Consider the following 14,247-nt stretch of genomic DNA (forward strand, 5'->3'; position numbering starts at 1 on the left):
AACATCATGACCGCACTCCCACAGGGGACGATCCTCGGTTATCCGCGCATCGGACCCCGACGCGAACTCAAGAAGGCTGTCGAGGCATTCTGGTCAGGCCGCAGCGATCTGAACACACTCGAGTCCACCGCAGCACAGTTGCGCGCTGCAACGCGGGAGCGACTGACAGCACGTGGATTGGGTCGCGCCGATTCCGCCATTCCGGAATCCTTCTCGTTCTACGACCAGGTGCTCGACGCCGCCGTCACCGTCGGTGCGATCCCCGCTCGTTTCGAGGGTCTGCGTGAAGCGGACGGATCGATCGGACTGCCGGCGTACTTCACGATCGCCCGCGGCGAGGGTGAGCGGGCGCCGCTGGAGATGACGAAGTGGTTCGACTCGAATTACCACTACCTGGTGCCGGAGATCGGCCCGGAGACGGCGTTCTCGCTGTCCAGCGACCGGTTGGTTCAGCAGGTCGCCGAAGCCATCAGCGCAGGCTACGTCAGCCGTCCGGTGATCGTCGGTCCGGTCACGCTGCTGGCGTTGGCGAAGGCGTCGGATGCCGCGCCGGAGGGCTTTGACCCGCTGTCGCGCTTGGACGATCTCGTGCCGGTGTACGTCGACCTGCTCGCCCGCCTGCGCGCTGCCGGCGCGGAATGGGTGCAGCTCGATGAGCCGGCGCTGGTCAGCGAATCGCTGCCCGCTTCGGTGGAGCAGCTGGGGGATGCTGCCGCGCGTGCGCTGGCGGTCATCGGCGCCGCAGCTGATCGCCCGTCGATCCTCGTTGCGGCTCCCTACGCCGCGCTCGACGCGAATTTCGCCGTATTGGCCGCTGCACCGATCGAAGCGATCGGAATCGACCTGGTGCGCGGGGATATACCCGCAGCTGTCGATGGTCTCTCCGGCAAGGCGCTCGTCGGCGGCGTCATCGACGGTCATAACATCTGGCGCGGTGACCTCTCTGCCGCTTTCGACAAGCTCGAGGCTCTGGGGGCGCTCGGTGCTGGGCAGGTCATCGCATCCACGTCGACGTCGCTGCTGCACGTTCCGCACGATATCGCCGACGAATCGAAGCTCGATGACCGTCTGGTGAGCTGGCTCGCATTCGCCGACCAGAAGGTCGAGCAGGTGGTGACGCTGGCTCGCGGACTCTCCGAGGGGCGCGCCGCGATCCAGGACGCGTTGGATGCTGCATCCGCAGCCCTTGCCGACCGTGGAGATGCTCCGGGGGTACGAGACGGTGTGGTGCGCTCACGTGAACTCGCCGAAGGCGACTTCTCACGGGTGCCGTACGAACAGCGTGAGAGCGCGCAGGACGAAGCACTCGACCTGCCGGCACTGCCGCTGACGACGATCGGCTCCTTCCCGCAGACCGGTGACATCCGACGCGCCCGTGCGCAGTACATTCGCGGCGAGCTTTCGCACGATGAGTACGAAGAGTTCCTACGCCGCGAGGTTGACACGGTCATCGAGCTGCAGGAGAACCTGGGGCTGGATGTGCTGGTGCATGGAGAACCAGAACGCAACGACATGGTGCAGTATTTCGCGGAGAACCTCGACGGCTTCGCAGTGACCGAGCACGGCTGGGTCCAGTCGTATGGCTCGCGCGCCACCCGGCCATCGATCCTCTGGGGCGATGTCTCGCGCCCTGCCCCGATCACCGTGGGATGGTCAAGCTACGCGCAGTCGAAGACGGCGAAGCACCTCAAGGGGATGCTCACCGGCCCGGTGACGATTCTCGCGTGGTCGTTCGTTCGCGACGACCAGCCGCTGCAGGCGACCGCCAACCAGGTCGCATTGGCTCTCCGTGATGAGATCAGCGACCTGGAGCACGCCGGAATCCGGATCATCCAGGTCGATGAGCCCGCGCTGCGGGAACTGCTGCCGCTGAAGAAGCATGACCAGGCGGCGTACCTGGAATGGTCGGTGGCATCGTTCCGTTTGGCGACCGGTGGGGCGGCGCCAGCGACACAGGTGCACACGCACTTGTGTTACTCGGAGTTCGGCGTGGTGATCGATGCGATTCGTGCATTGGATGCTGACGTCACCTCGATCGAGGCGGCCCGCAGCCGGATGGATGTGGTGACCGACATCGCCGAGGTGGGATTCACCCACGGCATCGGGCCGGGTGTGTACGACATCCACTCACCCCGTGTTCCCACCGCCGACGAGATTGAATCGTTGCTGCGTCGGGCCGTCGATGAGATCCCGACGCGTCAACTGTGGGTCAACCCCGACTGTGGATTGAAGACTCGTGGCTACGAGGAGACGACCCAGTCGCTGCAAAACATCGTCGAGGCGACGCGCCGCGTGCGCGCCGAGGTAGCGGTGACCGCCTGACGCCGGACAGTCCGCGCTCTCTAGAGTCTTACTGCACCGAGAACGCAGAGACCGCCCTTCCCCAGGCCGGGGAGGGCGGTCTCTGCGTTGTGGATCAGATGAGCGGCTCAGACCGCGCGCAGCACCGCCACGACCTTGCCGAGCACGACGGCGTCGTCGCCAAGGATGGGCTCGAAGGAGGAGTTGCGAGGGAGCAGCCAGGTGTGGCCATCGCGCTGGCGGAACGTCTTGACGGTCGCTTCGCCGTCGAGCATCGCGGCCACGATCTCACCGTTCTCCGCGGTGTTCTGTGTGCGGATGACAACCCAGTCGCCGTCGCAGATGGCGGCGTCGATCATCGACTCGCCGGAAACTTTGAGCATGAACAGATCGCCCTTGCCTACGAGCTGACGGGGGAGCGGGAAGATCTCCTCCACCTGCTGGTCGGCGGTGATCGGCACGCCGGCGGCGATCTGGCCGACCAGAGGAACCATCGCGGCATCACCGACGGGCGTGCTCGTATCTGCGGGGTTTTCGCTGCTGGTGCCGGGCAGATCGATCAGCACCTCCATGGCGCGCGTCTTACCGGGGTCGCGGCGCAGGTAGCCGCTGAGCTCGAGCTGGCCCAGCTGATGCGTGACGCTCGAGAGTGACTTGAGGTTCACGGCATCGCCGATCTCTCGCATACTCGGCGGGTAGCCGTGCTTTGCGATCGACGTCTGAATGACCTCGAGGATCGCCAGCTGCTTCGGGCTGAGGTTCTTGCGCCGACGTGTGCGCGGTGCCCCCGGGTCAGGGGCTGAGTTATCGCTCATGAGTGGCTCCTTTGTGCGCGCTGCCGGTGCTCGTCTTCGAATGTCTGAGGTCCGTGATGGTGTGTCTCTATCGAAACCGTATCCGAGAAACGGTCACATTCGGAAGATCTGTTCGAGCGTGTCGGTGAAATTCTCGGTGAGGTTTCGAATAAGTCTTGACAGATGTTCGAATTCGAAGATACATTCGGTACGTAGCTTCGCATTCGCCGCTCCCGGCCGAGTGGTGAATGCGAACGCTACGCCAAAGAGGCAGAGGAGAAACTCATGAGCACCATCAGCATTACCGCCCCCGCAGTCCGCCCCGTCCGCGCCACGACGCGCCTGCGGCTGACGACGCGCGGGCGCCGCGTGCTGCTTGCTCTTGCTGCCCTGCCGCTGGCGGCCGGGATCGGATTCGCCGCGCTCAGCGGAGGGTCAGCGCTCGCGTCCGGAGAAGCTGCCGAGCCCGTGCAGTTCGAGAGCGTGATAGTGCTGCCCGGCGATACTCTCTGGTCGATCGCGGAGTCAATCGCACCGGGCGCCGATCCGCGTACGGTGATCGATGACATCCAGCAGCTGAACCTGCTGGGCGGCGGATCTCTGCAGTCTGGTCAGAGCCTGGCCATCCCCGCGCAGTACACCAACTGAACCCAGCATTAGCATGGGAGGGTGACTGCTTCTCTTGACGACTTACCTCTTCGCGACGATCTTCGCGGGCTGACACCCTACGGCGCACCTCAGGCTCCGCTTCCGGTTGCGTTGAACGTCAATGAGAATACTCATCCCGTTCCCGACGAGGTGGCCAGCGACATCCTCGATGACATCGCTGTCGCGTTGCGCGACGTGAACCGGTACCCCGATCGCGAGTTCACGACGCTGCGTGAGGGTTTCGCCGAGTATCTCGGTCACGGACTCGACGCCTCGCAGATCTGGGCTGGTAACGGCTCCAATGAGGTGCTACAGCACATCATGCAGGCCTTCGCAGGTCCTGGACGCACCGTGTTCGGGTTCGCGCCGACGTACTCGATGTATCCGCTGCTCGCGCAGGGTACCGGGGCACGCTGGGTCACGGGCACCCGCGAACCCGACTACACGTTGACGGCAGAAGATGCCGCAGCGCAGGTCCGCGAGGCAGACGCCGACGTCGTGCTGCTGTGCCGCCCCAATAACCCGACGGGAACTCCTCTCGGTCTTGACGTGATCGAAGCGGTCTACGAGTCTGCCCGTGGCGTGGTCATCGTCGATGAGGCCTACTGGGAGTTCGCGCCTCGCGAAGCGCAGTCTGCCCTCACTCTTTTGGCTGGGCGTCCCCGCTTGGCGGTATCGCGCACGATGAGCAAAGCGTTCGCATTCGCCGGGGCTCGGGTGGGCTACCTGGCAGCGGACCCTGCCTTTATCGATGCACTGCGGTTGGTACGCCTGCCCTATCACCTCAGCGCTCTGACACAGGCGGCTGCCGTGGCAGCGTTGCGCAACGCGTCCACCATGCTGGGCATGGTCGACGAGATCGTTGAACAGCGTGACCGCATCACAGCGACTCTAGAAGCTCTCGGTTACACACCGCATGAATCGTGGTCGAACTTCGTCTTGTTCGGGGGAGTGGCCGACCCGCAGGCGACGTTCCAGGCGCTGTATGAACGGGGCATCCTCGTGCGTGATGTCGGCATCCCGAACCACTTGCGCGTCACCGCCGGCACCGAGACCGAGACCACGGCGTTCCTCGACGCTCTGGCCTCGATAGAATCAGCCTTATGACCGCTTCCCGTATCGCGAGCCGTGGCCGCAGCACTTCCGAATCGACCGTCGAGATTGAACTGAACCTCGACGGGTCGGGCCAGAGCCAGATCGACACCTCTGTGCCATTCTTCGATCACATGCTCACCGCATTCGCGAAGCACTCGCTGACTGATCTGACGGTGCGCGCGACCGGTGACACGAACATCGATGCACACCACACGGTGGAGGACATCTCGATCGTCCTCGGCCAGGCGATTCGCGAGGCTCTGGGCGACAAAGCGGGCATCTCCCGCTATGGCGATGCCCTGGTTCCCCTGGACGAGGCGCTCGTCCAGGCCGTCGTCGACATCAGCGGCCGTCCGTACCTGGTGCACTCCGGAGAGCCAGTCGGTTTCGAGCACCACTTGATCGGCGGTCACTTCACGGGGTCACTCGTCAGACACGTCTTCGAAGCGATCACCTACAACGCGGCACTCACCGTGCACGTTCGTGTGCTGGGCGGCCGCGACCCGCACCACATCGCTGAAGCGGAGTTCAAGGCATTCGCTCGCGCGTTCCGTCAGGCGAAGGCGCATGACCCGCTGGTGTCGGGTATTCCGTCGACAAAGGGCGCACTGTGACGCGCAGACCCACTGTTGCGGTCTACGACTACGAGTCAGGAAACGTCCACTCCGCGGTCAAAGCGTTGATCGCGGCTGGAGCCGATGCGACTCTCACAGGTGATCGCACCGAAGCCCTCGCGGCGGATGGTCTGTTCGTGCCCGGGGTGGGCGCGTTCGCAGCGGTGCGTGGGGCTCTCGTTGCCCAGGGCGGAGACGAGATCATTGACCGCCGCCTCGCCGGCGGGCGTCCCGTGCTCGGTGTGTGCGTGGGCATGCAGGTGATGTTCTCGCACGGTGTCGAGCGGGGCCAGTACGTCGACGGTCTCGGCGAATGGCCGGGAACGGTGACTGAGCTTGAGGCGCCGGTGCTGCCGCACATGGGCTGGAACACGGTGACACCCGACGCCGGCAGCGTGCTCTTCGACGGCATTGCCGACGAACGGTTCTATTTCGTTCACTCGTATGCTGCGCAGCAGTGGGAACTCGACGTCATCCCGCCGTTTCCCGGGCCGAAGCTGACCTGGACCACATACGGCAAGCCGTTCCTGGCAGCCGTGGAGAACGGGCCGCTTTCTGCGACACAGTTCCATCCGGAGAAGTCCGGCGATGCCGGCATCCGTCTGCTGACGAACTGGGTCAACAACCTCTGATCAGGGCGCTGGCGTCAGAGCCCGCGCGCAACTGCTGCTGCAGCTGACAGCCAGGCGCGCTGAGTGCGCTTGGCCAGGGAACCGTAGTGCAGGTGCCCGTCGACCATCTCGTGATCGAAGGGGATGCTGACGACTTCGCGGGCGAGTTCCTGGTAGCCATTGACGATGTGATCGACGTCCGCGGCCGTCGCCTTCGGGTCTGCCTGCGACACGACGACGATCGACTGCTCGGCGAGGCGTGCGGAACGCTCGTCGCGATCTTCGAGGGCTTCCAGGAGCAGCGCGCCGGCTTCGGCGTGGTCATCGCGCGTCGTGGTCGCCACGACGATCTGATCGGCCTGGTCGATCATGCGCAGCCACATCGGGTCGGATTCGTCGTTACCGGAATCGATGATGATCAGCCGGTAGAACTTCGCGGCAACCGCGTGAATGGCGTCGACGTCCTGCGGATGCAGACGGTTCTCATGCGCGAGCCGGATCGGCTTCGACCGAAGCACATCGTACTTCTCACGCGGCTGATGGTGAACGAAATGGGCCAAGTCTGCCGACTGTGCTCCAGTGCCGAGCAGACGCTCGGTCTCCGGCAGCATCTCCAGCAGCGTGCGGTCGTGGGCGCCTGCCTCGGTGCGCCAGCCCAGCGTGCCTCGCGTCTGGTTGTTGTCCCAGGCGAGAACGCCAGCACCGCCGTAGCGAGCGAAGACCGCGGACAGCAGAATCGTCGTCGGGGTTTTTCCTGCGCCGCCCTTGCCGTTGACAACGGCGATCGTGCGGGGGCCGGGCCAGTGGCGGCTGACGGCAGTCTCATCATCGCGCTCGGATTGCTCGGTGGCGTTGGGGGAGACCTTGAACCCCAGCTTGTTCAGTGCTCCGCGCGCACCGTGGCGCGCCGGCTCTTCTGGTCGGTCGGTCTGCAGGAAGGACTGCCGCTCGCGGGCTTCGCGTCGTTCGCGCCGTGACGGTGGGATGGCATCCGAAACCGAGGAATCGGCCGGACCGGCTCCGAGGGTCTCCGTGTCGGCTGGCTCGGGCAACGAGCTGCTCCTGCGGTACTGCGGGATGCTGGATGCCTCGCCCCGTGGCTGCGTCGGAGCGGGAAGGAGGGGCGACTCCGCAAGCGGGACGGAGCTGATGACGGCATGATCGTCGCCGCCCACTCGAATCGGAAGTTCGCCGGCAGGCTTTGCTGCTTCAGTATCACCAGACATCGCCTGAGAGCCTACCGCTCCGGCCTGCACTACGCCTGCATAAATCCACGTCATCTGCGCGTCACCGAGCGTCTCGCATTTGAAGCGTGCTCGAGCGCGGGGTAGCCTCAGTTCTCGTGCCCGTCTACGGCGCTCTTCACCCCACCCGAGGATGACATGAACGACTTCGCGTCCACACCTAAACTCACCCTTCTTCCGGCGGTCGATGTCGCCGACGGCAAGGCGGTCCGTCTGACACAGGGCGAGGCCGGCACCGAGACCAGCTACGGCGATCCGCTCGATGCGGCCGGCGAATGGGTCGATCAGGGCGCTGAGTGGATCCACCTGGTCGATCTGGACGCCGCATTCGGCCGTGGCAACAACACCGCGATCCTCCGCCGGGTCATCAAGCAGTTCCGCGGCGTGAACATCGAACTCTCCGGCGGCATCCGTGATGATGCCAGCATCGAGGCCGCCCTGGAAAGCGGAGCCAGTCGCATCAACCTCGGCACCGCGGCACTGGAGAATCCGGAGTGGTCCGCTGACGTCATCGCTCGTTACGGCGAGGCCGTCGCAGTCGGGCTGGATGTGCGCGGCACGACGCTGGCGGCGCGCGGCTGGACGAAGGAGGGTGGTGACCTCTGGGAGGTGCTCGAGCGCCTCGAGGACGCCGGCTGCAGCCGTTACGTCGTCACCGATGTCACCAAGGACGGTACGTTGCGCGGCCCGAACCTCGAATTGCTGCGTGAGGTGACTTCGCGTACGCCGAAGCCGGTCATCGCATCCGGTGGCGTTGCCAACCTCGATGACATCGCGGCGCTGCGCGAACTTGTGCACCTCGGTGTTGAAGGTGCGATCGTCGGCAAGGCGCTCTACGCCGGTGCGTTCACACTGGCTGAGGCTCTGGATGTCGCAGGAGACTGACGACGCCTGCGGCTACGGTGCCGAGACGCCGGGTGATTCGGCGGGTGTTCCCTGGGAGGGGCGCAGCTTCGAGTCCAACCCGCACGCCGGCGATGACGGTTCTGCCGACCCTGCGCTGCTCGCGGCGCTGCTGCGTTTCCGTGCAGGGGAGGGCAGTCAGGTCGAGGTGGTCGACGCCTTTCGCTCGGCGCGGGTGCTGATCCCGCTCATCGCTGAGAAGGGCGAGGAGGGCGTTGGGCCGCACGGGCTCGCCGTCGACAAGACGCAGGAGCTCTCGATCGTCACGGTTGCCGCGCCCGACGGGCGCACGGTGCAGCCGGTGTTCTCCTCGGTCACTGCGATGCAGAAATGGGATCCCTCGGCACGGCCGATCCCCGTTGAGGCTGTGCGCGCAGCGCTGGCGGCATCCTCGGAGGATACCGATCTCATCGTTGTGGACCCGACTTCCGAAACCGAGTTCATCCTCCGTCGCCCGGCGGTTTGGGCGATTGCGCAGGGGCTGGCGTGGGAGCCGAGCTTCCATTCGCCCGAGGTCTTCGCTGCACTTCAGGAGAGCGTCGCGCATGAGCTCGCTGTGATCGACGTGTCGGTGGCATCCGGTGATCCGGACGCGCGCCTCGAGGGCCCCGAACTGGTGGTCATCCTCGAACTCATGGACGGCCTGGAGCGCGACACCCTCGACGCCGTGCTGGCGCGGTTGGCTCAGCGCTGGGCCGGCGATGACCGCATCGCGGTGCTCGCGGACTCGCTGTCTGTGAAGCTCACACGCAGCGCGTAGCGCGCCGCGAGAAATGCTTTCCCGCATGAAACAGGGCGTAGAAGCACCTTTCTCATGCGGGAAAGCATTTCTCGACGTCGGTTAGCTCGCGGCTCAGTTGACCGGGCCGGTGTACTTTTCGCCGGGACCCTTGCCGATCGGGTCGGGGATGACGGATGCTTCGCGGAACGCGAGCTGCAGCGAACGCAGTCCATCGCGCAGCGAGCGCGCGTGCATGTCGCTGATCTCGGGAGCTCCAGCGGTGATCAGGCCGGCTAGGGCATTGATCAGCTTTCGCGCCTCATCGAGATCCATCTCGGTGCCCGGGTCGTCGGCGAGGCCCACCTTCACAGCCGCTGCGCTCATGAGATGTACGGCCGCGGTGGTGATCACCTCGACCGCGGGGACATCCGCAATGTCTCGCGTAGCTGATGCAGCAGCCTCTTCTTGTTGCTGCCAGCGCTCGTGGCGCTCATCGTGGCCGTCGCCCTGAACCGGAATCGTCACTTTGCCTTGCCTTCTGTTAGACTTTGTCGGGCTTCAGAGCAGTACGCTCTGAAACGAAAGAGGATTCACTTCCCACCCGCGCTTGCCGTTCCAGGCTACCGGGTCTTGCACTCCACCGGCTCACGTCGGTAGACCGGACACTGTCCGGAGTTCAGGGTGCGAAGCCGGTGTCTGAATACCGGTGGGTGGGGAACGATTCCGATTTCGCCCGTGATGCAGTCAGCGTCATGGTGGCCAGATCCCATCGTTTAAGGAGTTCCGCATCAGCGATCCCCGTACCAATGAGCGCATCCGCGTCCCCGAGGTCCGCCTCGTCGGTCCCGCGGGTGAGCAGATCGGCGTCGTCCGCATCGAGGCAGCGTTGCGCCTTGCGCAGGAAGCCGATCTTGACCTCGTCGAGGTCGCACCCAACTCGAAGCCGCCTGTGGTCAAGATCATGGACTACGGCAAATTCAAGTACGAGGCTGCCCAGAAGGCGAAGGAAGCTCGCCGTAACCAGGCGAACACGATCCTCAAGGAAGTCCGCTTCCGGTTGAAGATCGAAGCACACGACTACACGACGAAGCTCAAGCGCGCTGAGGGCTTCTTGAAGGCTGGCGACAAGGTCAAGGCCATGATCCTGTTCCGCGGACGCGAGCAGTCTCGCCCCGAGCAGGGCGTTCGTCTGCTGCGCAAGTTCGCTGAGGACGTCGCCGAACTCGGCATTGTCGAGTCGAACCCGACGATCGACGGACGCAACATGGTCATGGTCGTCGCCCCGCTGAAGAACAAGTCCGATGCGAAGGCCGAGCAGAACGCCGTCCGCGTTGCGACCAAGCAGGCCGCGCGCAGTTCACACGAAGCAGATGCCCCGGCTGAGAAGCCCGCGGAATAATTCCGCCCACGCACTCCCGCACCGCGGGTTGAAACCGTCGCCTGAAAAGGCGCCACACGAAGGAAGAGAAGATGCCGAAGCAGAAGACCCACTCGGGTGCTAAGAAGCGCTTCAAGATCACCGGAAGCGGCAAGCTGAAGAAGCAGCAGGCCGGCATGCGTCACAACCTCGAGCACAAGTCGAGCCGCCGCACCCGCCGCCTCAACCAGGACCAGGTGCTGTCGAAGGCTGACACCAAGGTCGCGAACAAGCTTCTCGGTCGCGGCTAAGCGCGACGCAAGCACGAATAGGAACACAGGAAAATGGCAAGAGTCAAGCGGGCGGTAAACGCCCACAAGAAGCGTCGGGTCATCCTCGAGCGCGCCAAGGGTTACCGCGGTCAGCGTTCGCGCCTCTACCGCAAGGCCAAAGAGCAGGTCATCCACTCGCTCGTCTACTCGTACCGTGACCGTCGCAAGCGCAAGGGTGATTTCCGTCGCTTGTGGATCCAGCGCATCAACGCTGCTGCACGCCAGAACGGCATGACGTACAACCGTTTCATCCAGGGCCTCGGCATCGCCGGAGTCCAGGTTGACCGTCGTATGCTCGCTGAGCTCGCGGTCAACGAGCCGGCGACTTTCGCTTCGCTCGTCGAGACGGCTAAGAAGGCTCTGCCTTCGGACGTCAACGCTCCGAAGTCGGCTGCGTAAGCATCTTTCGGATAACGGGCGCTTCCCCTCGGGGAGGCGCCCGTTTCTGTGTTCTGGGGGACATTCGCCGGGACGGTCGTCAGCTGCGATCGGCACTCCGGCGCCGCATCGCCCTCGAGATCGCAACATCCACGATCATGGCGCCGATGATGGCGAATGCGTAGACGAGAAGGTCGCGCTGATCGAAACCGGCACCCAGGACGAGAACAGCCGGGGGAAACGCGGCCGCGGCCCGCGCGGGGATATCGGTGAGCTGCAGGAACTCGATCCCGGTGCAGAAGATGATCGCCAGCGCCGCGGGAAGAGAGCGGGCACCGCGCGGGATGAGGAAGACGAACAGCAGGTAGATCAGAACGCCGTACAGCGCGTCTCCGGCGATGTCACCGGGGATGCCACTGCCGAGCTCGTGCACGATGAGCCCGACCGCGACGGTCAGCACGGCGAGGGTGGCCACGATGAGGCGACGGGGAGTCGAGGAACGAGGATCGGGCGCAGGCACGCGGGAACTCTAATCCGGCAAACTGCGTGATCGCCGGGATGACGACGGGGGCACAGGTGCGCGCGAGCGAGGTCGATGTCCCTAGACTGGGAGCGTGCTCGAGAATCCCCGGTCCCCCCGTGTCCGAGCCGTAGCGAAGCTGACCAAGCGCAGCGCGCGTACGGAGACGGGTCTGTTCCTCCTCGAGGGGCCGCAAGCGGTTCGCGAGGCACTGGCTTACCATCCTGAGGCGATCGTCGAACTCTTCGCCACACCGTCCGGGTGGGAGAGACATCCGGATCTGCGTGCAGCGTCGGCCGAGAATAGCGTTCAGGTTCAATACGTCGCCGAAGAAGTTCTCAATGCGATTGCCGACACAGTCACCCCGCAGGGCGTGGTCGCCGTCGCTCGGCAGACGCCAGCGTCGGTGCGAGACATCTTCGAAGGATCTCCGCGCCTGATCGCGATCTGTCACGAGATTCGGGATCCGGGCAACCTCGGCACCATTATCCGGGCGGCGGATGCCTCGGGCGCGGATGCCGTGGTGCTCACCGGACGTACGGTCGATCTGTACAACCCCAAGGTCGTCCGTTCGACGACGGGCTCGCTGTTCCATCTGCCAATTTCGGTCGGGGGCGAACTCGAAGACGCGATCACGCGGGCACGCGCGGCCGGACTCTCCGTGCTGGCCGCGGACGTAAAGGGCGACGATCTGTTGCAGGCGCGCGCTGAGGGTGTGCTTGCCCAGCCGACGGCGTGGCTGTTCGGCAATGAGGCGCGCGGGCTGGATGAGGATGCTCTCGAGCTTGCCGATCACGTGCTCAAACTGCCGATCTTCGGACGGGCTGAATCGCTCAACCTCGCAACGGCAGCGAGCGTCTGCCTGTACGAAAGCGCGTTCACGCAGCGGGCGGCTGACGGGGTTTGAGCGCTCGAGCCGCTGCCGCCGCATGTTTCTGGTCGGTTACAACTCGATAACCCGACGAGCTTAGTGCTGGCTCCGGGGTCCGTGTACTCCTAGTGTGGGGTCATGACCGAGACTGGTGCACCCCTTGTCGTGGTGGAGAACGTTCAAAAGCATTACGGCGAGTTCCAGGCGCTGACCGATATCGACCTCACCGTCCACAAGGGCGAAGTCGTTGTGGTGATCGGGCCCTCAGGCTCCGGAAAGTCGACGCTGTGCCGCACGATCAATCGTCTGGAGACGATCACGAGCGGCACCATCAAAATCGATGGCAAGGTGCTTCCTGCTGAGGGCAAGGCTTTGGCTACCCTTCGTGCGGATGTCGGCATGGTGTTCCAATCGTTCAATCTTTTCGCGCACCTCACGATCCTCGAGAACGTGACGCTCGGGCCGATCAAGGTTCGTGGGCTCAAGAAAGCGGATGCTGACAAAGAAGCGATGCAGCTTCTTGAGCGCGTCGGTGTCGCACAGCAGGCCTCGAAGCTTCCCGCGCAGCTCTCCGGCGGTCAGCAGCAGCGCGTTGCGATTGCACGCGCCTTGGCGATGCATCCGAAGGTCATGCTGTTCGATGAGCCGACCAGCGCACTCGACCCCGAGATGATCAACGAGGTCCTCGACGTGATGATTCAGCTCGCCAAAGAAGGCATGACCATGATCGTTGTCACCCACGAGATGGGTTTCGCGCGCAAGGCCGCCGACCGTGTCGTGTTCATGGCGGACGGGCACATCGTCGAAGAAGACACTCCGGAGGAGTTCTTCACGAACCCGAAGAGCGACCGCGCCAAGGACTTCCTCTCGAAGCTCCTCACTCACTGACTTACTTCATACACAGCAAACGAAGGAGACGCTCATGCGACGTACACGGACACTGGCAGGAATCGGGATCGCGGCGGTCACGCTGCTCGCCCTGACCGCCTGCAACAGCGGAAGCCCGAGCACACCCGCCGGTGGCGGCGATGGTGGCGACGGTGGTAGCGGCGACGCGCTGTTCGAGGTCGCCCAGGACGTTACTCTCGAAGGCAGCCCGACATTCGACGCGATGGTCGAGAACGGGGGACCGGTGATCGGCGTCAAGGAGGACCAGCCCAACCTCGGTTACCTCGACGCCACCACCAACGAGCGCAGCGGTTTCGACATTGAGATCGCTCGCTGGATCGCGGCATCGCTCGGTTTCGAAGAGAGCGACATCGAATACAAACCGATCGCCTCTGCCAACCGCGAGCAGGCGCTCGTCAACGGCGACATCGACTACTACGTCGGCACCTATTCGATCACCGACTCCCGCAAGGAGCAGATCGACTTCGCCGGTCCCTACTTCATCACAGGGCAGGGTTTCCTGGTCTCAGCCGACAGTGAGATGACCGAGGTGAACGACGTCTCCGACTTCAACGGAATGATGGTCTGTTCGGCGACGGGGTCCACGCCGATCTCGAACATCAAGGAGAACTTCCCCGAGATTAAGACGCAGGAGTACGACATCTACTCCCAGTGCGTCGAGGACCTGCTCGCAGGCAAGGTCGACGCGGTCACCACGGACGCGGCGATCCTCATCGGCTACGCGGCGCAGAACCCCGATGAGCTGACGGTGCTCGATGGCCTGTTCACCGAAGAGCGCTACGGCGTCGGCATCCCGAAGGGCGACACCGCTCTGCTGGATCACATCAACACGCTGTTCACCGACGGTGGCGACACCTGGCAGGCGATCTTCGACGCGACCCTCGGTCAGTCGGGCATCTCTGTCGAGCAGCCGGCCGTCGACTGACGATCGCCTGATGCGGGGCGGTCC

At 64.3% G+C, this 14,247-nt stretch carries 17 protein-coding genes; 13 read left to right on the forward strand and 4 right to left on the reverse strand.

All coding sequences use genetic code 11. The annotated features are described in order from the left end of the window. Window positions 1-6 precede the first annotated feature (6 nt). The gene (gene metE / locus ACW5CM_RS11075) at window positions 7-2,322 is read left to right on the forward strand and encodes a 5-methyltetrahydropteroyltriglutamate--homocysteine S-methyltransferase (protein WP_457125021.1); all 2,316 of its coding nucleotides are present in this window, start codon (window positions 7-9) and stop codon (window positions 2,320-2,322) included. A 107-nt stretch (window positions 2,323-2,429) separates the two neighbouring features. On the opposite strand, the gene lexA is transcribed toward metE, so the two are convergent. Continuing rightward, entirely contained in the window at window positions 2,430-3,116 is a 687-nt protein-coding gene (gene lexA, locus ACW5CM_RS11080; protein WP_457125022.1) for a transcriptional repressor LexA, read from the reverse strand. A gap of 264 nt (window positions 3,117-3,380) precedes the next feature. Here lexA and ACW5CM_RS11085 point away from each other — a divergent pair, with 264 nt between their 5' ends. From ACW5CM_RS11085 to hisH, 4 genes are read left to right on the forward strand one after another with little or no spacing between them, the layout of a single operon-like run. Beyond that, entirely contained in the window at window positions 3,381-3,743 is a 363-nt protein-coding gene (locus ACW5CM_RS11085; protein ID WP_457125023.1) for a LysM peptidoglycan-binding domain-containing protein, read from the forward strand. A 21-nt stretch (window positions 3,744-3,764) separates the two neighbouring features. Further along, on the forward strand, window positions 3,765-4,850 hold the full coding sequence (locus ACW5CM_RS11090) for a histidinol-phosphate transaminase (RefSeq protein WP_457125024.1): 1,086 nt from the start codon (window positions 3,765-3,767) through the stop codon (window positions 4,848-4,850). After that, the gene (hisB, locus tag ACW5CM_RS11095; protein ID WP_438255181.1) at window positions 4,847-5,452 is read left to right on the forward strand and encodes an imidazoleglycerol-phosphate dehydratase HisB; all 606 of its coding nucleotides are present in this window, start codon (window positions 4,847-4,849) and stop codon (window positions 5,450-5,452) included. The genes ACW5CM_RS11090 and hisB overlap by 4 nt, the downstream gene beginning before the upstream one ends. Next, window positions 5,449-6,084 (forward strand): imidazole glycerol phosphate synthase subunit HisH, encoded by a 636-nt coding sequence (gene hisH, locus ACW5CM_RS11100; RefSeq protein WP_457125025.1) that lies wholly within the window; start codon window positions 5,449-5,451, stop codon window positions 6,082-6,084. The genes hisB and hisH overlap by 4 nt, the downstream gene beginning before the upstream one ends. A gap of 14 nt (window positions 6,085-6,098) precedes the next feature. On the opposite strand, the gene ACW5CM_RS11105 is transcribed toward hisH, so the two are convergent. Continuing rightward, entirely contained in the window at window positions 6,099-7,289 is a 1,191-nt protein-coding gene (locus ACW5CM_RS11105) for a MinD/ParA family ATP-binding protein (RefSeq protein ID WP_457125026.1), read from the reverse strand. Between the two features lie 156 nt (window positions 7,290-7,445). On the opposite strand from ACW5CM_RS11105, the gene priA reads away from it, so the two are divergent. After that, window positions 7,446-8,192 (forward strand): bifunctional 1-(5-phosphoribosyl)-5-((5-phosphoribosylamino)methylideneamino)imidazole-4-carboxamide isomerase/phosphoribosylanthranilate isomerase PriA, encoded by a 747-nt coding sequence (gene priA / locus ACW5CM_RS11110; RefSeq protein ID WP_438255185.1) that lies wholly within the window; start codon window positions 7,446-7,448, stop codon window positions 8,190-8,192. Next, window positions 8,176-8,970 carry an SseB family protein gene (locus tag ACW5CM_RS11115; protein WP_457125027.1) on the forward strand — a complete coding sequence of 265 codons (795 nt, stop codon included), beginning with the start codon at window positions 8,176-8,178 and terminating at the stop codon, window positions 8,968-8,970. Before priA ends, ACW5CM_RS11115 begins: the two co-directional genes overlap by 17 nt. A gap of 93 nt (window positions 8,971-9,063) precedes the next feature. On the opposite strand, the gene ACW5CM_RS11120 is transcribed toward ACW5CM_RS11115, so the two are convergent. Next, window positions 9,064-9,450, reverse strand: a complete 387-nt coding sequence (locus ACW5CM_RS11120) for a DUF1844 domain-containing protein (protein WP_438255240.1) — start codon at window positions 9,448-9,450, stop codon at window positions 9,064-9,066. Window positions 9,451-9,694: 244 nt separating this feature from the next. On the opposite strand from ACW5CM_RS11120, the gene infC reads away from it, so the two are divergent. The 3 genes from infC (at window position 9,695) to rplT (ending at window position 11,019) form a co-directional block, all read left to right on the forward strand. Further along, window positions 9,695-10,330 (forward strand): translation initiation factor IF-3, encoded by a 636-nt coding sequence (infC, locus tag ACW5CM_RS11125; protein ID WP_438255242.1) that lies wholly within the window; start codon window positions 9,695-9,697, stop codon window positions 10,328-10,330. A 71-nt stretch (window positions 10,331-10,401) separates the two neighbouring features. Then, the gene (rpmI, locus tag ACW5CM_RS11130) at window positions 10,402-10,599 is read left to right on the forward strand and encodes a 50S ribosomal protein L35 (RefSeq protein WP_087133207.1); all 198 of its coding nucleotides are present in this window, start codon (window positions 10,402-10,404) and stop codon (window positions 10,597-10,599) included. Between the two features lie 33 nt (window positions 10,600-10,632). Beyond that, window positions 10,633-11,019 carry a 50S ribosomal protein L20 gene (gene rplT / locus ACW5CM_RS11135; RefSeq protein WP_438255188.1) on the forward strand — a complete coding sequence of 129 codons (387 nt, stop codon included), beginning with the start codon at window positions 10,633-10,635 and terminating at the stop codon, window positions 11,017-11,019. Between the two features lie 79 nt (window positions 11,020-11,098). Here the strand turns inward: rplT and ACW5CM_RS11140 are convergent, their stop codons facing one another. Then, on the reverse strand, window positions 11,099-11,518 hold the full coding sequence (locus ACW5CM_RS11140) for a ribosomal maturation YjgA family protein (RefSeq protein WP_457125028.1): 420 nt from the start codon (window positions 11,516-11,518) through the stop codon (window positions 11,099-11,101). 94 nt (window positions 11,519-11,612) lie between these two features. On the opposite strand from ACW5CM_RS11140, the gene ACW5CM_RS11145 reads away from it, so the two are divergent. The 3 genes from ACW5CM_RS11145 to ACW5CM_RS11155 all read left to right on the forward strand — a co-directional run bounded on the left by ACW5CM_RS11145 (window position 11,613) and on the right by ACW5CM_RS11155 (window position 14,223). Then, window positions 11,613-12,425 (forward strand): TrmH family RNA methyltransferase, encoded by an 813-nt coding sequence (locus ACW5CM_RS11145; protein ID WP_438255190.1) that lies wholly within the window; start codon window positions 11,613-11,615, stop codon window positions 12,423-12,425. A 102-nt stretch (window positions 12,426-12,527) separates the two neighbouring features. Beyond that, complete coding sequence (locus ACW5CM_RS11150) at window positions 12,528-13,277, forward strand: amino acid ABC transporter ATP-binding protein (RefSeq protein ID WP_438255191.1); 750 nt, start codon at window positions 12,528-12,530, stop codon at window positions 13,275-13,277. A gap of 34 nt (window positions 13,278-13,311) precedes the next feature. After that, on the forward strand, window positions 13,312-14,223 hold the full coding sequence (locus ACW5CM_RS11155; RefSeq protein WP_438255192.1) for a glutamate ABC transporter substrate-binding protein: 912 nt from the start codon (window positions 13,312-13,314) through the stop codon (window positions 14,221-14,223). Window positions 14,224-14,247: the final 24 nt, after the last annotated feature.

This window comes from Microbacterium wangyouchuni, from assembly GCF_054072595.1.